Source organism: Chryseobacterium sp. AC405b, from assembly GCF_979258685.1.
On record NZ_OZ409877.1, the window covers coordinates 2,155,368 to 2,177,307 of the forward strand.

21 protein-coding genes are annotated in these 21,940 nt (G+C 34.1%); 8 read left to right on the top strand and 13 right to left on the bottom strand.

All coding sequences use genetic code 11. From position 1 onward, the window contains the following. Positions 1-340 precede the first annotated feature (340 nt). From ACZZZA_RS10485 to lpdA, 5 genes are all read left to right on the top strand, one after another. On the top strand, positions 341-1,153 hold the full coding sequence (locus ACZZZA_RS10485) for a DCC1-like thiol-disulfide oxidoreductase family protein (RefSeq protein ID WP_463431537.1): 813 nt from the start codon (positions 341-343) through the stop codon (positions 1,151-1,153). Further along, on the top strand, positions 1,146-1,610 hold the full coding sequence (locus ACZZZA_RS10490; protein ID WP_463431539.1) for an SRPBCC family protein: 465 nt from the start codon (positions 1,146-1,148) through the stop codon (positions 1,608-1,610). The genes ACZZZA_RS10485 and ACZZZA_RS10490 overlap by 8 nt, the downstream gene beginning before the upstream one ends. A gap of 64 nt (positions 1,611-1,674) precedes the next feature. Continuing rightward, a complete protein-coding gene (locus tag ACZZZA_RS10495; RefSeq protein ID WP_463431541.1) occupies positions 1,675-2,568 on the top strand; it encodes a TIGR01777 family oxidoreductase in 894 nt (297 codons plus the stop codon). A gap of 144 nt (positions 2,569-2,712) precedes the next feature. Continuing rightward, complete coding sequence (locus ACZZZA_RS10500) at positions 2,713-2,976, top strand: hypothetical protein (protein ID WP_463431543.1); 264 nt, start codon at positions 2,713-2,715, stop codon at positions 2,974-2,976. A gap of 168 nt (positions 2,977-3,144) precedes the next feature. After that, on the top strand, positions 3,145-4,533 hold the full coding sequence (gene lpdA / locus ACZZZA_RS10505) for a dihydrolipoyl dehydrogenase (protein ID WP_463431545.1): 1,389 nt from the start codon (positions 3,145-3,147) through the stop codon (positions 4,531-4,533). Positions 4,534-4,654: 121 nt separating this feature from the next. Here the strand turns inward: lpdA and ade are convergent, their stop codons facing one another. The 9 genes from ade to ACZZZA_RS10550 form a co-directional block, all read right to left on the bottom strand. Then, positions 4,655-6,283: an adenine deaminase gene (ade, locus tag ACZZZA_RS10510; RefSeq protein WP_463431547.1), complete on the bottom strand. Its 1,629-nt coding sequence runs from the start codon at positions 6,281-6,283 to the stop codon at positions 4,655-4,657. A gap of 71 nt (positions 6,284-6,354) precedes the next feature. After that, positions 6,355-6,801 (bottom strand): hypothetical protein, encoded by a 447-nt coding sequence (locus ACZZZA_RS10515; RefSeq protein ID WP_463431549.1) that lies wholly within the window; start codon positions 6,799-6,801, stop codon positions 6,355-6,357. A 50-nt stretch (positions 6,802-6,851) separates the two neighbouring features. Continuing rightward, positions 6,852-7,562: an ABC transporter ATP-binding protein gene (locus ACZZZA_RS10520; protein WP_463431551.1), complete on the bottom strand. Its 711-nt coding sequence runs from the start codon at positions 7,560-7,562 to the stop codon at positions 6,852-6,854. 84 nt (positions 7,563-7,646) lie between these two features. Then, positions 7,647-8,231, bottom strand: coding sequence for a hypothetical protein (locus ACZZZA_RS10525; RefSeq protein ID WP_463431553.1), 585 nt, complete (start codon positions 8,229-8,231; stop codon positions 7,647-7,649). A 378-nt stretch (positions 8,232-8,609) separates the two neighbouring features. Continuing rightward, positions 8,610-9,506, bottom strand: a complete 897-nt coding sequence (locus ACZZZA_RS10530; RefSeq protein WP_463431555.1) for an NmrA family NAD(P)-binding protein — start codon at positions 9,504-9,506, stop codon at positions 8,610-8,612. Between the two features lie 11 nt (positions 9,507-9,517). Continuing rightward, on the bottom strand, positions 9,518-10,447 hold the full coding sequence (locus ACZZZA_RS10535; protein WP_463431557.1) for an alpha/beta fold hydrolase: 930 nt from the start codon (positions 10,445-10,447) through the stop codon (positions 9,518-9,520). Positions 10,448-10,519: 72 nt separating this feature from the next. After that, positions 10,520-11,083 (bottom strand): Crp/Fnr family transcriptional regulator, encoded by a 564-nt coding sequence (locus ACZZZA_RS10540; RefSeq protein ID WP_463431559.1) that lies wholly within the window; start codon positions 11,081-11,083, stop codon positions 10,520-10,522. A gap of 231 nt (positions 11,084-11,314) precedes the next feature. Further along, complete coding sequence (locus ACZZZA_RS10545; RefSeq protein ID WP_463431561.1) at positions 11,315-12,283, bottom strand: zinc-dependent alcohol dehydrogenase family protein; 969 nt, start codon at positions 12,281-12,283, stop codon at positions 11,315-11,317. Between the two features lie 49 nt (positions 12,284-12,332). Beyond that, complete coding sequence (locus ACZZZA_RS10550; RefSeq protein ID WP_463431563.1) at positions 12,333-12,638, bottom strand: ArsR/SmtB family transcription factor; 306 nt, start codon at positions 12,636-12,638, stop codon at positions 12,333-12,335. A gap of 332 nt (positions 12,639-12,970) precedes the next feature. Here ACZZZA_RS10550 and ACZZZA_RS10555 point away from each other — a divergent pair, with 332 nt between their 5' ends. After that, a complete protein-coding gene (locus tag ACZZZA_RS10555; protein WP_463431565.1) occupies positions 12,971-14,971 on the top strand; it encodes a PAS domain-containing sensor histidine kinase in 2,001 nt (666 codons plus the stop codon). Between the two features lie 38 nt (positions 14,972-15,009). Here the strand turns inward: ACZZZA_RS10555 and ACZZZA_RS10560 are convergent, their stop codons facing one another. Then, entirely contained in the window at positions 15,010-15,153 is a 144-nt protein-coding gene (locus tag ACZZZA_RS10560) for a hypothetical protein (protein WP_463431567.1), read from the bottom strand. 353 nt (positions 15,154-15,506) lie between these two features. Here ACZZZA_RS10560 and ACZZZA_RS10565 point away from each other — a divergent pair, with 353 nt between their 5' ends. Further along, positions 15,507-16,337 (top strand): phosphatase PAP2 family protein, encoded by an 831-nt coding sequence (locus ACZZZA_RS10565; RefSeq protein WP_463431569.1) that lies wholly within the window; start codon positions 15,507-15,509, stop codon positions 16,335-16,337. Positions 16,338-16,466: 129 nt separating this feature from the next. Here the strand turns inward: ACZZZA_RS10565 and ACZZZA_RS10570 are convergent, their stop codons facing one another. From ACZZZA_RS10570 to ACZZZA_RS10580, 3 genes are all read right to left on the bottom strand, one after another. Beyond that, positions 16,467-17,408, bottom strand: coding sequence for a hypothetical protein (locus tag ACZZZA_RS10570; protein WP_463431571.1), 942 nt, complete (start codon positions 17,406-17,408; stop codon positions 16,467-16,469). A gap of 137 nt (positions 17,409-17,545) precedes the next feature. Next, complete coding sequence (locus ACZZZA_RS10575; RefSeq protein WP_463431573.1) at positions 17,546-18,379, bottom strand: AraC family transcriptional regulator; 834 nt, start codon at positions 18,377-18,379, stop codon at positions 17,546-17,548. A 156-nt stretch (positions 18,380-18,535) separates the two neighbouring features. Continuing rightward, on the bottom strand, positions 18,536-19,531 hold the full coding sequence (locus tag ACZZZA_RS10580; RefSeq protein WP_463431575.1) for an SDR family NAD(P)-dependent oxidoreductase: 996 nt from the start codon (positions 19,529-19,531) through the stop codon (positions 18,536-18,538). Positions 19,532-20,555: 1,024 nt separating this feature from the next. Here ACZZZA_RS10580 and ACZZZA_RS10585 point away from each other — a divergent pair. Beyond that, positions 20,556-21,938, top strand: a complete 1,383-nt coding sequence (locus ACZZZA_RS10585) for a T9SS type A sorting domain-containing protein (RefSeq protein WP_463431577.1) — start codon at positions 20,556-20,558, stop codon at positions 21,936-21,938. The last annotated feature ends 2 nt before the right edge of the window (positions 21,939-21,940 follow it).

Below are 21,940 nucleotides of genomic sequence, written 5' to 3' on the forward strand. Positions count from 1 at the left end.
GCTCTTTTACTTGATTTATTGTTTCAAAAAGGAATTTGCCTCATATTCTACTTTCTATTGGCTTTAAATCATGTAATAAGTTCAAACATAAGATTTTTTTCGAAAAGCTATTCAAAACGGCTGTTGTTTAAAATTTACTATATAATTAGTATGATTTATCTGTTAAGTTTTGCTTCGCTATTATTGGCCAGAAATTCTAAATTCTCAAATGAGTTTCTTAGTGAAGTATGGTCACTAATATTATATTTTGGTTTGTTAGGAACACCTTTCCTTGCAATATGCTATTATTTAATTTGTAGCAGTGACTATGAAAAATTTAGAGAATTAGAATCAAAAAATCATGAAAAAGCTTAAAAACCACACCCTCATCTACGACAACCAATGTCCTATGTGCAACATTTACTCAAAAGGTTTCATACAATCCGGAATGCTGGATGAAAACGGAAGAGAAGCCTTTACTGATTTGAGTTTTAGAAATAAAAATCTGATTGATTTCAACCGATCCAAAAACGAAATCGCCTTAGTTGATCACAATCAAAACAGAGTTGTTTATGGCATCGACAGTTTGCTTTTAATCATAGGGAATTCATTTCCGATTTTAGATAAAATTGCCCGGATAAAGCCGCTCTATTGGTTTTTCAAAAAGCTGTATTCCTTCGTATCTTACAACCGAAAACAGATTATTCCGTCAGAAAATGATGATGCAAAACAATCTTGCGTTCCAGATCTTAATCTAAAATACAGATTGGTTTATATGGGTTTCGTAGTGATTTTTTCAGGATATGTTTTAAGTTTATTTTCAACGAAATTAGATTTAGGTCTGAACCAAAATTTTACCAGAGAATTGATGATTTGTTTAGGTCAGATTCTATGGCAGACGATTTTTTTAAGAACATATTTAAAAGATAAAATCTGGGATTATCTTGGCAATATGATGACGGTATCATTGCTCGGAACTATACTTTTGATACCTGCCTTATTTTTAAATCTAAATTCAATTTCGTCAGTAATGTATTTTGGAATTGTTGTTTTCATCATGTTTTTAGAGCATTTACGAAGATGCAGAATTTTAAAATTAAATCTCCTTCCTACAATTTCCTGGATGATTTTCAGAACAGTGGTACTTATCACATTAATATTTTTGTATGTCTAGAATTTATTTAGAAACTTTCATTAAAGCCGATATTGACAACGTTTTCGACTTAGCAAGAGACATTGATCTTCACCAGAAATCAACTTTTAAAACCGGAGAAAAAGCAATTGCAGGAAGAATTTCTGGGTTGATTGAAAAGGATGAAACGGTAACATGGCGAGCCAAACATTTGGGATTTTATCAGACACATACTTCAAAAATCATCAGCATGGAAAAACCATTTCAATTCACTGATATAATGATAAAAGGTACTTTTAAATCCTTAAAACATCAACATATTTTTAAGCAGGAAGGCGAAGATACAATCATGACAGATATTTTTGAATTTGAATCACCATTCGGAATGATCGGAAAACTTTTCAATACAATATTTCTTGAAAACTACATGAAAAATTTCTTGTTAGAAAGAAATGCAATTATTAAAGAATTCGCTGAACGAGATGATCTAATCCATTAGAAATAAAAATTAGAAATAACATCTGGATATTTTAAAATATTAAACTTAATTTAACCCAAAAATCATGAAAATAATCATCGCAGCCGGAACAGGTTTTCTTGGTGAAAATCTCAAAAATTACTTTACAGAAAAAGGAAACGAAGTTTATATTCTCACAAGAAATCCGAAACGTAAAAACGAAATTCTCTGGGATGCAAAAACATTAGGCGACTGGAGAAATCTCCTGGAAAAATCTGATGTTTTAATTAATCTCACAGGAAAATCTGTAGATTGTCGATATACCGAAAAAAACAAACATGAAATTTATACTTCAAGAATTGAAAGTACAAAAGTTCTTCAGCAAGCCATTGATCAATGTGATAATAAACCCAAAATCTGGTTGAATGCAAGTTCTGCAACCATTTATACTCATTCAGAAACCTATTTGAATACAGAAGAAAACGGAATGACAGGCGACGATTTTTCTATGAATATTTGCAAAAGCTGGGAACAGGAATTTTTTAAAACTGATAATGAAAATGTGAGAAAAGTTGCGTTAAGAACTTCTATTGTTTTAGGAAATAATGGCGGAGCTTTTACGAAACTAAAAATGATTACCAAATTAGGTTTGGGCGGAAAACAGGGAAGAGGAGAACAAAAGGTAAGCTGGATTCATATTGACGATTTTTGCAGAGCGGTAGAGTTTATTATCGAAAATGAAAATATCTCAGGCGAAATTAATGTAACTGCTCCAAACCCTTTATCAAACGAAGAATTCATGAGAAAATTAAGAAAAGAAATGAAAGTTCCTTTTGGATTAAATGCTCCGGTTTGGCAACTAGAAGTGGCATCAATTTTCTTAAAAACAGAAACTGAACTGTTGTTGAAAAGCAGAAACGTATATCCTGAAAAATTGATAAAAAACGGGTTTCATTTTTCTTATCCTACAATTGAAGTTACTTTTACGAATTTAATTTAAAGGATAAAGTCACAGTTATTAGAAAAATAAGTTATCAATAGATTTTAAAGATTTTTTTTGTAATGATCTTACAATGTGGTACGAAATATGTAATATTAGTAATAAATAGGAATGAATGGGTTTCATTCTCAAAATTTAAATATTATGAAAAAGTTATTTATATCAACAGTTTTATTAGTCGGATTGTCATTCAGTGCTTACGGTCAAAAACGTCCGCCCGCTCCGCCACATCCTTCAAAAACCCAATTAGCAAACAGTAAAGCAAGTGAATTGGATAAACGATACAGATCAGAAAAGAGATTGATTATGAACCATCCCGTTGCAACCAAAAAGATGAAGAATGAGCAGTTAAAAGCTTTAAATCTAAGGTATCAGAATGAAAAAAGACTTTTGAGAAGTACAAGATAATGAGATCAATTATTATTTAAATACTCAAAAATGTAAAGAGAATGCAAATGCGTTCTCTTTTTTAGGTTTAAGAATAAATCAAAAACTTTTAAAGCGTTGCCACATCCATTGTTTGAAACGCAAAACATCCAATATTTTTCCGTAAATTCGCATAAAAATTTTAAGCTAATGAATTACGATATTATTGTCATCGGAAGTGGTCCTGGTGGATATGTTACAGCAATCAGAGCAGCACAGTTGGGTTTTAAAACTGCAATTATCGAGAAAGAAAATTTGGGGGGGATCTGCCTGAATTGGGGATGTATTCCAACGAAAGCTTTGTTGAAGTCTGCTCAGGTTTTTCATTATATCAATCATGCTGAAGATTATGGTTTAAACAAAGTGGAGGCTAGTTTTGAGTTTCCAAACGTAATCCAGAGAAGCCGCGGAGTAGCGTCTAAAATGAGCAAAGGAATTGAGTTTTTGATGAAAAAGAACAAGATCGATGTTATTTTAGGAACTGCAAAAGTGCAAAAAGATAAAAAAGTTTCTGTAACAGATAAAGATGGGAAAATAACTGAATATTCAGGAGCAAACATCATCATTGCTACAGGAGCCCGTTCAAGAGAATTGCCCAACCTTCCACAAGACGGTAAAAAAGTAATAGGATACAGACAGGCATTGTCTCTTCCTGAGCAGCCAAAATCTATGATTGTTGTAGGTTCTGGTGCGATAGGAGTTGAGTTTGCCGATTTTTATAACACAATGGGTACGAAAGTTACCGTTGTAGAATTTATGCCAAACATCGTTCCTGTAGAAGATGAAGAAATCTCAAAACACTTAGAGAAATCTTTGAAAAAAACAGGAATTGAGATCATGACCAATGCTTCTGTAGAAAGTGTTGATACAAGCGGAGAAGGTGTGAAAGCTAAAGTAAAAACTGCAAAAGGAGAAATTACTCTTGAAGCTGATATTTTATTGTCTGCAGTTGGTATTGCTGCAAACATCGAAAACATTGGTCTTGAAGAAGTGGGAATCCAGACAGATAAAGGCAGAGTTTTAGTGAACGAATGGTACGAAACTTCGGTTCCCGGTTATTACGCAATCGGTGATATCATCCCGACTCAGGCTTTGGCACACGTTGCTTCAGCAGAAGGGATTACTTGTGTAGAAAAAATCAAAGGACTGCATGTTGAAAAGATTGATTATGGCAATATTCCGGGATGTACTTATTGTCACCCTGAAGTTGCTTCTGTTGGTCTTACAGAAAAGCAGGCAAAAGAAAAAGGTTACGAAATCAAAGTAGGTAAATTCCCTCTTTCTGCAAGTGGTAAAGCGACTGCAAACGGAAACACAGACGGTTTTGTAAAAGTAATTTTTGATGCTAAATATGGCGAATGGCTAGGTTGTCACATGATTGGTGAAGGTGTTACAGATATGGTTGCTGAAGCTGTTGTTGCAAGAAAACTTGAAACTACAGGTCACGAAATCATCAAATCTATTCACCCGCATCCAACGGTTTCTGAAGCAATTATGGAAGCCGCTGCTGCTGCTTACGGCGAAGTAATTCATATTTAATTTGATAGATCCAATTTTAAATAATAAAAAACCACAGATTTTTTTCTGTGGTTTTTTTGTGAAGATATTCATTTTAAATTTGATAATTATTTAGGAATATATAAGATTTACCACCTATTTTTTAGTTCACAAAAACGTCTGTAAACTCAAAACTTTTACCGTTAAATAATCCTTTGTCGCTCAATTTTAATTCCGGAATAACCAATAACGCCATAAAAGATAAGCTCATGTAAGGCGCTCTCAGTTTACTACCGAGTTCTTTTGCCCGTCTGTCTAGTTTAATGTAGGATGCGGCAACTTCTTCAGCAGGAAGATGGGTCATAATTCCGGCAATGGGCAATTCTAAAACCAGTTCTTCAGTTTCTGTGGCTAAAGAAATCCCACCTTTTGCTTTGATGATTGCATTGACGGCTTTACAAATATCATCATCGTTTGTTCCAACAACAACGATATTGTGGCAATCATGGGTAACACAAGATGCGATGGCTCCATTTTTTAAACCAAAGTTTTTAATAAAAGCAATGGAAACAGGAGCGTCATGATACCGGTTGATGACTGCGATTTTCAGGATATCTTCTTCGATATCAGATTCTGCAAACCCATTGATCTTTACTGTATCTGTCTGAATTTCATGAGTGATGAGTTGACCGTCCAGAGTTTCTATTACCCGAATTTTTTCGCCTTCACTCTTCATTTTAAAATCAGAAGGCTTTTTAAAATGGCAATGGAAATTATTAACAATCGGAGCATCAACAGATTGAATGAATGATTCTCCGTTTTCTGCTACCAATTCGCCATTAATGTATGTTTTTAAAATATTGAAATCTTCAGTGTTATCAATTTCAATCAAATCTGCATTATCACCAATCTGCAACAAACCAATGGGTAAATTATAATGCTTGATAACGTTGAAAGATGCTGCACGAAGTACGTTATATAAATCATGACCTGCTTTCAATGCACGTTTTACATGGTCATTAATATGTGATTCAATCAAGTTGTCGGGATGTTTGTCGTCACAGCAAAACATGATCTGATCAGGAAAATCTTTTAATAATGGAATGAGCGTATCAAAATTTTTAGCAGCGCTTCCTTCCCTGATCATTATTTTGATGCCATGTTGTAGTTTTTCAAGAGCTTCATCATAACCAAAACATTCATGGTCTGTAGTTATTCCCGCATCGAAATAAGTTTTCATATTTTCACCCATCAATCCCGGAGCATGGCCGTCAATGGGTTTGTTGTGCTTTTTAGCATGATCTAGTTTTTTTAAAACTTCCTCATCATTATAAATAACACCCGGAAAATTCATCATTTCTGCTAAGTAAACAATTTCTTTTCTGCCTAATAATTCATCAATATCATCAGAATCAATTACAGCTCCTGCAGTTTCGAATTGAGTTGCAGGAACACATGACGGAGCACCAAAATAGAAATGAAAAGGTACTTTCTGTGCATTGTTGATCATATAATCTACACCGGAGATGCCTAAAACATTAGCGATCTCGTGAGGATCAGAAATTGTTCCTACAGTTCCGTGTTTTACAGCGATGCGTGCAAATTCTGAAGGAACAAGCATACTGCTTTCTATGTGTACATGAGCATCGATAAACCCAGGTAAAATGTATGTATGTAATTTCTCTTCAATTCTTTTTATCAGAGTGATTTTCCTGTTTACAATAGATATTTCTGCGGGATAAATTTCTCTTGAAATAATATCTATTAAATTTGCTTTTACTGTAAATTGCATGTGCTATCTATTTAAAATAAAAAATCCTAATCAGAAAATTAGGAATTATAATTGAATTTCATTAAAAATTATTAATTTTTGACAACCTGCGCATCCTGTCTTACCAAGGTTTCACCATTTTCGCCGATTACGACTAATGTATAAGGTGCTTTTTTTGAGGAATTGGTTAAATAGTTTCTCCACACCTGATAAAGAGTTCCGTTGTTATTAAATTCAAAATAGTAGTTTCCTCCGGTTCCATCTGGGATCAATTCACCATCCGCAACAATCATACTTGGTTTTGCAGTGATTTTTGTATTGGCTCCCCAAGATTGATACAGGTAATTTCCGTTAGGTTGTTTGTCAATTCTTATTTTAAACTTTTTGGTTTTAATAATAACCGTCTTTGGTACTTTTTCCTGAGGTTGCTTGTCTTTATTAATGGTGATTTTTTCTGCAGAATAAAAACTATTTTCATTCACATGGGCAAAAGATAAAATAGGTAGTAAATAGGCACCAAGTATAATTTTTTTAATCATTTTTTTTCAGTTTAAATTAATTATCTTAAGAGGATCAAATTTAGAGCCAATTAAGAAATAGTTTCAGACTGGGTATAACTCGCAAAAGCCTCTTCCAAACTATCAAATTTTCCTTTGAATTCTTCAATTGCACAATCCTGTAAAATATTTCCTTTATGTATTAATATCACTCTTGAACACAATGCTTCAACCTCTTGCATGATGTGTGTGGAAAGTAAAACCGTCTTTTCTTTACCGATCTCTTTTACTACGTTTCTGATCTCAATAATCTGATTGGGATCCAAACCATTGGTTGGTTCGTCTAAAATCAATAAATCCGGTTGGTGAATAATTGCCTGAGCTAAACCCACTCTCTGTTTGTAACCTTTAGAAAGCTGACCGATTTTCTTAGATTTTTCCGGGGTTATTCCTACCAATTCTATTACTTCATCTACTCTGGTTTCAGAAATTTTGTGAATATTTGCCACAAACTGAAGATATTCTTTTACATACATTTCTAAGTACAAAGGATTGTTTTCAGGTAAAAAACCTATATTTTTTTTAGCCTCAATCTCATGTTCGGAAATGTTTTTTCCATTAAAAATAATTTCACCTTCATCTATTTTCAAAGCACCGACAATAGATTTCATCAAGGTAGATTTTCCGGCTCCGTTGGGTCCGAGAAGACCGATGATTTCGTTTTTTTCGATCGAAATATTAATATTGTTGAGCGCAGTTTGATCGGCAAACTTTTTAGTTAAATTGATTACTTGAAGAGACATAATTTTAGAATAATCTTTGTACAAAAATAAAAATAAAAAAACTCATTCACAGAGAATGAGTTGGATATTATTAAAAAATAAATGTTATTTTCTGGATTTCTTTTTCTTTGCTGGAGTAGATGCAGGTGTTGCAACAGCAGGTTTTTCTTCTACATAAGTCTGGGTATTTGATACATTAGAAGCAGTATTCACCTTATTGGGTAAGGGTTTTTTGTATAAAGCAGCTTTTGTAGTGCCAATTCCGAAAATTTTATCAATCTGTTTTTTGTTTAAAAACTGAGATTTACCAGTGTATTTTTTATTTTTATTGATAAACTGAATAAACTGTACTGTCGGCTGACCATAGTTTTTTTCGTAATGAAGTTCTATAATGTCATTAGGAAGCTCCAGAGTGACGTTTCCCGTCGGTTCATCGATAAAACCGTCAGTAACCAATTTGTAAAGTTCATAAACATCTCCGTTCATATCCAAAAATGAAAATGATCTGAATGTATTCAGGTTACTTGTATTGATGTCCTGATAATTGATGGTGAATTTGTTTTCTTTTTTGTATAAGCCTACAGAATTTTCTTTACCGATTTCCACTAAGGTCTGATTTTTAAGCACCTTAATTTGCGAAAAAGCAGTAACGCCAAATATGCAGGCAAATAATAGAATAAATTTTCTCATATGATGTCCTTTTAAATTGTTGTGATATGGTTATGCTAAATTATAGATTCTCCCATAAACAACAATTTTTTTCGTGTACAAAAATAATCTTTTTTTTTAACTTCGATTTTTAAAGTATAAGATTTAAGTAAATTTAATTTTCAATGACAAAAGAAAAAACCACCTGTAAAAAAGCGGTTTTATTGAAGTTTTACCTCGATAGTTCTATACTCAAATCATTTATTGGAAGATATACATCATATTTTGAAGGTGTTAAGTGCTATTTAATATGAATATCGATGGTGGTGCTGATAATTTTCAAATGCATTATAACCTTCCGCCAATTATACAAAGTACTCAGATTTTGGATAAGCTGTCAAAGGATTATATAAGGAATGATTATTGTAAAAATGTTTTTAAATATTCGATACTTGTAGTCCAGACGATACTTTTATAACGATCATTTGCAAGATCAGTGTGCTGTGTTGTAAACATTGAATACATATACTGTCCCTGCTGGAATTTTGCGTACAATTCATTTTCACCTGCCGGATTATCTTCTCTTTGTTTTTTGATATATTGTGCGAAATTTTCTAATGTTCCCATCTGATGTAATTGAAATTCTTGTCCGGTTATGTTTTTTACATCATCAGAAATCATATTCGGGCTTATCTGAAAACTGGCAATCTGCATATTTCTAGGTGTGGTATCATCCAACGCAGCTTCTGCCGTGAAAGATGCTGTATTATCCATTGTTGTAAAATCTAATTTCCAATCTGCCTTATCTCCCCAATACCCAATACTTTTATCCTTCAGGTTAAGCATGGGTGTGTTATATTTTAAAATATCTGCGAAACATCCATTAAAAATAGATGTAGCCTGGATAGGGGATTGGTCTATATATTTTTTAAAAGTTCTTCTTAGATCAAAATTTCTGTTTTCGCCTTCCGGTAAGTCATTGTAATCAGTACAAAAATCAGACGGGATAAATCTGGGTACACCAGCTTTGATGGCTCCGTCTAGTATTTTTTTTTGCAGATCAATAATGACGTCTCCCAATCCCGCAACTGCTGAAACAACGCATTCGACATTTTTACATTCTGCAGAGATGGCATCAATGTCATTTAGATCAATGATCTTAACTTCAACACCCAGTTCTTCAAGAACTTCTATTTTATCTGTATCCGTTGATTCTCGAACAATTGCTTTGACGGATGCGCCTCGCTGAAGTAATTCTCTACAAATTCTGTTTCCTAAATTGCCTGTTGCACCTGCAACTAAAATTTTCTTTTTCATAAGTATATATTTTACGATGCTAAAAAAGGTAATACTATGTCGAGCACTTCCTGTGGTTTTTCTTCAAATAAATAATGTCCGCTGTCCATAATCCCAACGACTTTTAGATCAGAAGCAACAAAAGGAAGTCCATAATTCATATAATTGTAGCTGATGTAACTTCCGATTCCTAAAACAGGCATAGCCAGTTTCTGATATTGCTTGGCGTGCTCTATATCCTGATGAAAAGTCTGGTACCACGCATTGGATGCTCTGATGCTATCTTTATCGTTGTAAGCTGCTGCGTAGACAGCTCTTTCGAGGCTGGTCATTTTATCTGCATCAATCATCACATATTCAAAAAGCCAATCCTGCAGGAGGTGGAATCGACCTTCCAGCAATTGTTCCGGCAAACCCTTAACCTGATTGAATCCCATCCACCATGCGTAAGGCATATCCGCATTCATTTTTTCATTAAAAGTGCCTTGTGCCGGTATGAGTGGCATTTGATACAGTCCTTCACTTGGATGCGAACCATCGAGAACGATCAGTTTTTCTGTAGCTTCGGGGAAGTTAAATGCAAAACTCATTGCGACCATTCCACCGATGTCGTGTCCCATTAAACTCACTTTCTCAAAACCTAAGTGCTTCACCAACTGACGAATATCGGTAGCCATTGTCTTTTTATCATATCCTGATTCGGGTTTTCCTGATGTTCCCATGCCTCTGAGATCAACAATAATAACCCGGTATTCTTTAGCCAACTCCATTGCTACGGGTTGTAATGAATACCAGGTTTGTGGCCAACCAGGGAGACAGATTAAGGGTTTTCCTTTGCCGCCTTCTGCATAGTGTAGTTGGATACCATTTACGGTAATGTATTTGTTTTCGAAGCCCGGAAGATTCTTAATCAATTCATCATCCGAATAGTGGTCTGCTGTAAGATTTGAAATTACGTTCATGTCGGTTTTATTTGTTGACACAAAGATAGATGGTCTTTTTGCGGGCAAAACTACCATCTGGTAGTAAATGCTTTATCGGATATTTTTTCTTATTCTGCTCAGAGCATTAGGTGTGATGCCTAATACACTGGCTAATTGCTTTACAGGAATTTTTTGTAGGATCTCCGGTGTATTGATAAATTCCAGATACCTTTCTTCAGCAGTAAGTGTCTGAAAATTTAAGATCTGATCAATCATCCGTACCGTGGTTTCTTCCCATATTTTCCTGCCGAACTCATGCCATACAGGGATGTGGCCGTACAGAAAATCCATATCTTTTTTAGCGATGACGATAAGGTCTGTGTCTTCTATTGCAATAATATTGAACCTTGTTGGTTTCTGCGGATTGAGGCTTGAAATTTCTGTAAAAAATTCATTTTTAAAAACGACCCAGGTTGTATTTTCACTGGTTACTCCCTCATAAAAAAATCGTAAACCACCGGAAACAATAAAAAAATACTGACTGGCAATCTGTCCTTTTTTAAGGACGAGTGTTCCTTTTGGAACTGATTTTTTTCTGCATCTTGAAAGCACAATATTCAACTCACTTTCATCAATGCTGATGGTTTGTCTGATAAATTTGACGAAGTTTTCCATTCTGTTGGCAGTGTTGTTTTTTTATTTTAAAAGATGTTTATAATATAACAGCTTAAAAATCTTTACCTATTTAAGGCGCATAAAAGTACGAAGTAAAATCATGCAACTCATCTTTAACCCTTTAATTGTTCTGTCAAAACAATTTAATAACAATCTGTTCTTCTTAAAGATGATTTTCACGGGTTTTTAAAATCTGTTGATTATTCATCACTTATCTCTATCAGTAATGTTTTAATTGTCAATATGTATCCCTATTTTACCGTAAAAGTCTTTATCGCCAACTCTTGTTTCCAGTAAGCTGTGGGCTTTACCAATTTCCTCTAAAGGGAATACTTTATTTACAACAGGCTTTAGTTTTTTGTTTTCCACCAATTTGGTCAATTCGTCCATTTTATTTCTATTCTGTCGTGTAAAAACAAAATGATAGGTTGCATTTTTACCCCATGCTTCAATGAGATTCTGAGGTTTTTCAATATCCACCAATGTAACGACCTGTCCCATCTGACTGAGTATTTTACCGCTGTCAGAAAGTGTATTGCCTCCCAAAGTATCAATGATAACATCCACACCTTTGTTATCTGTTAACTGCATGATAGTATCCAGATAATTTTCATTTTCATAGTCAATTACGTAATCGGCACCCAATTCAGTTAGAAATTGATGATGTACCTTTCGGGCAGTAGTAAATACCGTTGCACCCATCGCTTTAGCAATTTGTATGGTAGGAATTCCTACACCTCCGGCGCCACCGTGAATCAAGATAGTCTGGTTAATTTTTAGTTGTGCTCTTGTAACCAGCATTTCCCAGGCTGTACCTGCTGCCAAAGGGAGTGTCGCTGCTTCAAGATGGCTGATGTTTTTAGGTTTAAGCCCCATAATTGATTCATTGGCGACATGATACTGCGCATAACTTCCTTGTCCCTTAAAAATCTCGGGAGTATAATAAACCTCGTCACCGACTTTAAAATTTTCGACTCCGGAACCTATTTCCACGATCACTCCGGAAACATCATGACCTGTAATAACCGGTAATGTCAGTTCATTTTTATAATCTCCTCGACGCACCTGAAAATCCAGCGGATTCACAGAACTTGCCATAACTCTGACTAACACTTCCTTAGAGCCTGGTTGTGGCATTGGAATTTCCACAATTTCGAATTTCTCTACAGAACCGAATTCTTTTAACATTGCTGCTTTCATAATAAGTTTAGTTAATTAGGTAAATACCTAAATATTAATATAAATTTTTTTATAATTGATCTTTTATCAGAATTGCGAAATCCTGAATTGTTTTTTCATTTCTTTTATAATAGGTCCATTGTCCTTTTCTTGTGGCAATCACAATATTAGCACCTGACATAGTTTTTAAATGTTCAGATACGGTCGGTATTGCCATACCTGCCTTTTTGGCGATATCAGAGACGCAAACTCCTAATTCAGCTGTTTCCTCACCCAATTCTTCTGCCGGAAAATGTGCATAAGGATCATTGAGCCATTTAAGAATATTTAAACGGGTCTCATTGGATAATGATTTTATAACTTCTAATAATTCCATGAAACAAATTTAGGAAATTTCCTAAATACCTACAAGTTTTTCTGATAATTTTTTTTCATATTTTTTTGGAGCTTATTGCCTTTGATGATTACTCCTTGGTTTGAAGTATATACATTGTATTGTAAAGATGTGCATCGGGTGGAGGTATTTCCTAGTGTATGACACAAAAAAGGAAATATTGGAATCAGATTTACAGAATTATAATTCGATTTTTAGCCTTATGTAAGAGCACATAGATGATGGTTGATCATTATTTTGAATAGATTAAAAACAAAATCAAAAAACGATTGTTGAACAGCGATAAAAAGACTTTTGCTATCTTTGTTTAATATATGATTACCCAAGAAACTATGTCTTATAAAAGCTTTGATCCAGATTTGATCCTCCGAGCATTAACGTCATCTCCGTCACCGACTGCCATTTATTCTGGTGAAGATATGATTATACAGTTTGCAAATCAGGGCATGTTGGCTCTATGGGGCAAAAACTCATCTGTCATAGGTAAACCATTAATGGAGGCAATTCCGGAACTTGAAGGGCAACCATTTTTAGAGTTATTACAAGAGGTTTGGCGTACCGGTAAAACTTATTCGGTACAGGAGGCTCCTGCAAAACTAATAAAAAACGGTGAGGAAGTGCTGGATTATTTTGACTACGAATATAAAGCACTTACAGACCATAATAATGAAACTTGGTGTATCGTCAATACTGCACTTGAGGTAACTTCTCGTCGTGAATTTTTACAACAAATACATCAGAAAGAAGAAAGAGAGCATGCACTCAATGAGGAGATGGCTGCCACACTTGAAGAGCTGACCTCAACTAACGAAGAGCTTAACAATTATATAAAACAGCTTGCCCAAAGCAGGGAATATATACGGACGATCATTGAGCAGGCCCCGGTTGGAATAGCCATGCTGAAAGGACCTGAACATATCATTGAAATTGCAAACCCGGCCATTCTTACCATATGGGGACGCACAGAATCGGAAGTAATTGGCTACCCGCATGCTGACGCCCGCCCGGAATTACAGGGTCAGCCTGTCAATAGTTGGCTTAAAGAAGTTTACCGAAGCGGAAAACCTCAAATCAACAGCGAGTTTGTGGTTAAATTGCGACATAAAGATGGATTGAGAGAAGCGATAGTAAACTCTATATATCAACCGATTTTTTCCGAAAGCGGCGATATTGAGGGAGTTCTTATCATTCTTGAAGAAATTACACAACAGGTTTTGGAGCGACGCAAGAATGAAGATGATCAGCAAATGTTGGCACTTGCCATAGATGCTGGCGAACTTGCTACATTTTATTATCAACCTGAAACGAACCTCTTTTCAGGAAATAATCTGCTTAAAACCTGGTTTGGCCTCTCTTCAGAACAAAATTTGGACCTTTCTCTTGCATTAGAGATCATCTTGCCTGAAGACCGTGACCGCGTTATTACAGCTATCACTAAAGCACTTGACAAAGATTCTGATGGCCATTATTTTATAGAATATACGATCCAAAATAAAGTAGATAAAAAATTAAGGCTGATACAGGCCAATGGCAGGGCTTTTCACGATAATGAAGGCAATCCGATAAGCCTCAACGGTACCCTCAGAGATATTACAGAACAAAAAAAAGAGGAAGAAAGAAAAGATGATTTCATGGGAATGGTTAGTCATGAGCTTAAGACTCCACTCACATCCATTAAAGGATATATTCAGATTTTACAGCGAATGGAAGTCAATAGAGAAAACGCAATGCAGCAAAGTATACTTGAAAAATCATTGAAGCAGACTGATTATATGAATAATATGATCAATGGTTTTCTTAACGTATCAAGACTTGATTCCGGGCAATTGCACATTGAAAAAACGAGCTTTGATTTACAATTATTGTTCTCCGATATTGAGGACGAAATACTTACCACAAACCATACCCACAAATTTATTTTTAAATCATCTGAGCCAACTATAATATATGCTGACCGTGAAAAGATATCGCAAGTACTACACAACCTGATAGGAAATGCGATCAAGTATTCACCTTTCGAAACGGTTATCACAGTTGAATATTTAACAATAAATGATAACAGTTTAAAAATGAATGTTCTGGATCAAGGAATAGGAATATCTGTAGATGATCAGCAGCGAATATTTGAGCGCTATTATCGAGTAAAAGATATTAACAGTAAATCGATAGCGGGATTTGGGATCGGACTTTATCTTTGTAAAGAAATTATTGAACTTCATAACGGTAGTATTCAGGTACAAAGCTCAAAAAATGAAGGGACTATGTTCTCCGTTATTTTACCCATTGACGGCAAAAAGATTCACTGGTCTGAATGATAAAATTTGTCTAAAGATTTGTTATTTTAAATCTCATATCATCTTTGCCTTCCAAAATCAAGACTATATTTTTGGTAAGGTCTTCTGCCTTTTTCAACAAATTGTTTCAGGAATTTCTGAATCATAAAACTAGAAAATTGTATATCTGCAGTTTTCCATAATTCTGTGGGATCTAGATTCATCGGTCAAAATTCATTCTGTAATCAATCAATGTAAATTCCTGAATATCATATCTCTGACTTATTTAAAGCAAAAAATTGAAATCAAATCATACTCGGACTGAAAAATAATTCAATACATCAGGAAACGAGAAGTAACTTTTTATAAAATAATAAGAAATATGTAAAAAGATACCACATCATCTCATTTTATTGATAATGAATCAAAAATCGACTCGGAGTGGTTTATTATTTGAAGCTTTACAGCAACTTTAATTGTTGAATTGTAAAAATGTAAGATTATGCTGATAAGTGAAGAGCCTTTACCTGGTTGTGGTGGATTACTATTTAATATCTTGATTTTAAAAAAATAACAAATGACTGAAAAGCAATTAAAAATCAGGCAACAGGCATTTGCACTAACACTCTGCACGATTGTATTCGTTATGGTGTACAAACTATCCACTTGGTATGCCTCTTCATTAGATCATGTGCCCTCATACACTTTTGACTTCGAGAGGTCGATCCCATTCGTTCCGTTGTCGATCATTCCGTATATGGTAAGCGGGCTTTTTTTCTGCATGGTATTTTTTTCCTGTAAAGACAAACATCAATTAAAAATATTGACATGGAGAATGCTTTTTGTCATCATTACAGCAGGAATATTTTTCGTGGCAGTTCCTTTACGATTTTCATTAACAAAGCCTGAAGTGTTCAACAGTATTTTAAAGCTGCCTTTCTCGTTTTTAAAAGCATTCGATTCTCCTTTTAATCAATCTCCATCTTTGCATATTGCTTTTGCATTTGTATTCTGGTCGGTGTTTAAAGATCTTTCAAAGTGGCGGTTTTTCTTAATGATCATGCTGATTCTTGTGGGAATTTCAACATTAACCACTTATCAACACCATTTTATTGATATTTTAGCCGGAGCCATTCTCGCGCATCTAAGCTTTATAATCATTCCGTATCATAAAAAAGATGTTAAATACCGAAATTTCCGATTGGCAAATTATTATTTTTTATCATCATGGGTTTTCATTTCAGCTGCCTTATTTTTGAACCAATACATTGGTGCTGAGGGATTGATAATGTTCTTACCTGCAATAATAACAATGATTATCGGCTATGATCACCAAAAATATAATAGAATTTTACCTCTGTTTATTTTAACAGTAAAACAAGACATTCGTGAATCCAGGAAAAATTAATGTAAGATATATTCTGATCGAAGTGATTCACCAAAATTACAAAACAGGTATGTCATAGTATGATTGATCTGGGTAAGACAAAAGCGTATAAATAACAGATCCGAAAAGACCTTTATGTTATCAGTATTATTAATTTGACATTATTTTCTTTTTGAACTCCTCAAATTCTACAGATGGTAAACCAATAGCTTTCCTGTTTGCATTGATCTTCTTTTTATCATTTTTTTCTTCTATTGGAATAATTACATGATATTCTATGGGTTTGTTATTGATCTCATTTCTCCGATCTTCCAACATCGCATAATTAAAAGGATCGCACGTTCCGTTTCTGATTAATTCGGGAAGCTTCTTTTTAAAATAATCATAATCTCCATTGTATGCCATGTGGTTAAAAATCAGGGGTAAGAATATTTCCGAATGTGGTTTTCCTTGCAGACTATATCCGCCAACTACCTTTTCATTGGGAAAGCCGACTGTTTCGATGATTTCTCTTAATCTTTTGCTGTGCTGCCAATCAGTTTTTCTTATACTGTCATAGTCTGTTGTATTTCTTACCTCCTGGTCTCTCAGTGTCATCTTTCCCAGTTCATTTCTCAATGGAATGTTGATTTTGCTGACATTTTTCTCAACGATCTTTTCAACTTCTGCTTTGTCAATATGAAACTCTTCTAAAAGTTTGGCAACACTTTTATCTCCTAAAACAGCTTCTACGCTGTATGCTTGTTCGTTCAGATAATCTTCAACATCAGTTCTTTCCACTTTTACCACTTTACTCTTAGAGATCAAATAATCTCTCGATACATTTACAAACCAACCTTTTACATGTTTATATCTCTTAAGCAAAGGGTCTAAAATTCTGTAAGTTTCATCATAGTTTTTTGTAATAAATAAACTGTCAGCTTTGTAAATCTCGGAGTAATACGATATATAATTTAACTCATCCTGGTTACTGCTTTTTTGAGAAAAGCCTGTATCTCTTGATGGCTGAGAATCTGTTGACCTGCTTCCACAATTGATAATTACCAGTAAAGTAAGAAAAGTAGCAGCAAAAGATGTTTTGAAAAAATTCATAATTGTTAAATTTGGTAACTTAAATTATTAATATCGTTTTTGAAATTTAGCTTTATTTTGGCTAACATGCCGAGATTATAACAAAATATTGAATAGAATAGTGTTGTTGAACTTATTCAAATGCACTTCAGCCAAGTTTATTTACATCGGGTATTATTATTATTCAATTGGCTTAACAATACAGTTGGTGCATATCCGAAATGTTTTTTAAAAGCATGCGAAAAGTGAGAGAGATTTTCAAAGCCTGATTCGTAACAAACATCGATGGGTTTCTTTTTCTTTTCTACAAGCTGATAATGTGCCAATTCCAAACGTTTTTGAGTAAGCCACCTTTGCGGCGTTGTATTAAAAGCTTTCTTAAAATCACGTTTAAATGTAGTAAGACTTCTTCCTGTAAGGTAGCTGAATTTTTCTAAAGCCATATTAAACATAAAATTTTTTTCCATAAAATCAGCCAGGTCAATTTTGTTTGGTTCTTCGAAGTTTGCCAGAACATGGTCTATTTCTTTATCAATACTACGAAGTATAGTGACAGCTTCAGTAATTTTCAAAGAGGCTAATTTTTCCGGTAATTCATTCATTTCAAAATATGGCACCAATGATGCTAAACAGCTTTCCAGTAATGGGTGACTATTAAATGAATAAATTTTCTGCGATCTTGATGGTGTTGGTTTTATATTTAAAGTTGCGTAAAAATTTCTTAACCTATCCATGGAAAGGTGCATTACAACAGTCTTGTGGGGTTGCCCGTCTTTTGGATAATTAATAATCGTGGCAAGTTGGTTTCTTGGTATCAGAAATATATCTCCTTTGCTGAAAAAATAAGTTGCATCTGCCTGCACTATTTTTGTTTCTCCTGAAATGAACCAAATGAGCATATGATGGTCGAACATAATATCCGACTTGAAGAATTTATCTTCGTAACAGCTGAGTTTGATGTCTTCTGTGATGTATTTTGCCTGATATTCCATTACTTTGATTTTTAGGGAATTTAATGGTTATTTTATCTTTACATTGCTATCATGAAAATAGCACATATTTAATTACTAATTTAATATTTTATATTGACTGCCCGCCAGTAATGACGGCAACTCTATTTTTTAAATTTTTCACATTGTTTATGTTGATCAGATTATATTAAATCTTATCCCTGTCATTTCTTCACTCAGATTCCATAAACGTTTGGCATTGGTTTCATCTACCGAATATCGTTTTACACCTGCTGACATTTCATTATCGAAAGCCAGTCCGGCAACTTCTGCATCTTCGCAATATATCCCTCCGATATTGTTGAGTAAAGGGCTTGTGGCACACCAAACTGTTGTAGCAGCACCTTGAGGAATAGTTTTTAAAGAATCCGCAATTTCCGGCAAAAGATTGCCTTCAGCATCGCAGAAACCCATTTTCTGAAATAATTCTAAAGAAGCCTCTCTGCCTAATTCTGTCCCTGCGATGGAACCTGGATGCAGAGAATAGGCACGAATATTATAACTTTTGGCACGGTTATCCAGCTCCAATGCAAATAAATTGCTGGCAGTTTTAGATTGCCCATAAGCATACAAAGTTTCGTATTCCCAATGCACGAAATTTGGATCTTCGAAATTGAAAGGAGCAAATTGATGTCCCTGAGACGAAACGTTAATCACTCTCGATCCATTAGCTTGTTTAAGTGCAGGCCAAAGCTTTGCGGTTAACTGAAAATGAGCCAGATAATTAGTAGCCAGTTGAGATTCTATACCTCTGCTATCTTTACGAAGAGGAACCCACATAATCCCTGCATTGTTGATGAGCATATGAAGAGGCCGGCCAGATTCTAAAAACCTTTTACTAAATTGATCTATAGAATCATGATCCATCAAATCCATTGTTTCAATTTCTACATTGGCAATGCCGTTAAGATTTCGTTTAGCTTTTTCTACATCTCTTGCAGGTACAATGACCGTAGCTCCGGCAGCTGCCAATGTTTTGGTGGTCTCAAGACCAATGCCGGAATTTCCTCCTGTAACAATTGCAATTTTTCCGGTAAGATCAATTCCTTTAATTACATCTGTAGTTGTTGATTTTGCGTTAAAGCCAGAACCGACTGGTTTTTGTAATGCCCCTTGATCATTGTTTTGTTCCATTTTCTGTAAAATTTTATTTGTTTGTTTAATAGAACAAAAATAGTATGGATATTTTGAGTTGATTTTGTTTAAACGTCCGAATATACTTTGTTTAAAAGGCTGTCCTGACATAATCGTTAAAATCAATGTCTTGTAATGAAATGAAATTTGATTCAAGATATGGTAATCATCATTTATTAATGTGCACCTAGGCTGTTAATTTAATTTTATATCGCTAATCACTTTTTATTTTGTCTGGCTTTCTACAAAAGATAATTCAACCGAATTCCAATTCGGTGGATGTTCTATGTGATTTTTTTAATTATTTGTTTTGTTCATCCGACATATCTATCATTACATTTTTCTTATTTACGTGAATCACTTATACACCAGTTCAAAGTTTAATATTTCCTCAAAGGCAACGGATTTTCTATAGCAAATCTATTCCGTTGTCTGGTGAAAAAAATCTTTTTAGGTATCCGTAATCGGAGATTACAAACCCTCCGAAAAATATCTCAGAATTACATCAATGTTCTTTCTTATTCTCATAGTATAAATCATCCCATCTAATAATAGATAAGTTTATTATATGACGATTAGGTAAAAGAATTGAAAAGTCCAAAATTTCTCTCAATCTGCAATTGACAGAATAAGGTTTTTTAAATGTAAGTGCGGGAAAACAGGTCTCCGCCGTACTCGTAGAAAGAAAAATGAAAATTCAGAGTGTTGTCAATATTAAGATTCTGTAACTTAAGGTCAAAAAAATTATGTATGATTTAAAAAAAATCAGTTATACCCATAGATTTCATGTTACCTTCATATTAATTATTTAAAAAAAATTAACATTTTTTATAATTCTTTAAGTTTTTGTTATGATATCTTGTTTTTTTTTATATTTTTGACAGACCAAACAACAAAACTAAAACCTAATATGAAACCACAGATTTTCTTTCTCACTTAATAGTGATTCACTCGGCACTTTTCATACACTTGAAAATTGCGTATTCGAATTTTTTATTCATTCTCTCACATAATTCAACTCATTATGTTAAAATATTTATGCCTTAAGACGGCAGCACTGCTGGTATTCTTATATTCAGCCAGCATATATTCTCAACTGATTGGATCAGACGTACAGATCTGGGAAAAATCAACACCAACGCCTCGTGAAATTGCCAATTCCAAAGATGAAAATCTGCTTAATTTCCATCCTGGAATTAAAAACAGATTGGTGAAAAAATACATCAAGCACAGTAAAACTAAAAGCCATACTCTGAGTATTGTGCATACCTTCAAAGACGATGAAAAAATATGGGAGAATGAGGATAAAAAGATTTCATTGAGCAATAATCTTTATGAAAAAAAAGAGACCGATAAGAGCGTGAAAATCCGCAGAAGGCCCAGTATTTTTTCTTTCATCGGGAATGCTGAAAAACCTGATGGGAAATCTGACAGTATCAAAATTAAATTCGAAGATCGCAATCTCTATGAGATGATTTTTATTCCAAGGAAAGCGAAGAAAATGGATCTTAATAAAATCCATTCTTATCTCTCAATCAAGTATGGTATTTCTCTGGAGAAAGGGAAATACTACGGCAGTGACGAAAAAGTTATCTGGGATCCTGAAAAGCATAAAGACTTTAAGCACAGACCTACAGGATTGGGAAGAGATGACGGTAATGAGCTGTATCAAAAGCAGTCCTGCAATGTTGAAGATCAGTTTTTAACGATTGGTAAAACTGATATTAAAAAAATGAATGCAGAAAATACGAGTATTTTTGATCATAATAATTTTGTGATCTGGTCTGATGACAACAAATCAATGACAATGAAGGCGGATGGAAATTTTAATGTTCTCCAAAGAAATTGGAAAATTAATTTTATAGGTCCGACCATTCCAAAATCAGATTATAAGGTAAGAATAGACAAAAAAACGATAAATCCAGATTTGCAACCGGTTGTTTATTGGATGTTTATCAAAAATTCAGCAGGCGAAATTACTAAAATACAGGGAGTTGACAACGACAATTATGTTGACTTCAGCAAGGTAGATTTTTATAAAGAAAAAGAAGGTGAAATCCTCAGTTATTTTACATTTGCAACTAGTCCATTACGAGATGTAAAGGATAATAATCAAAATGATTCCGGCACATCTTCAATTAACGAAAATCAAGTTTCTTTAGATTTAAATCAAATCGTTTTATATCCTAATCCCGTTAAAAAAGAGCAAAACTTTACCATAAAATTTCCTGAAATGGAAAACCTGTCGATTGGCATTTATGATGGTGGAGGCAGATTGGTTAGATTGGAAAAAATAGACCATCGTTCCAGATCATACAGCAGTTCTTTAAACATTCAAAGTTCATATCTGATCACGATAACGCAGAACGGAAAAGTAATCAAGACCTTCAAATTAATAGTTGACTAAAA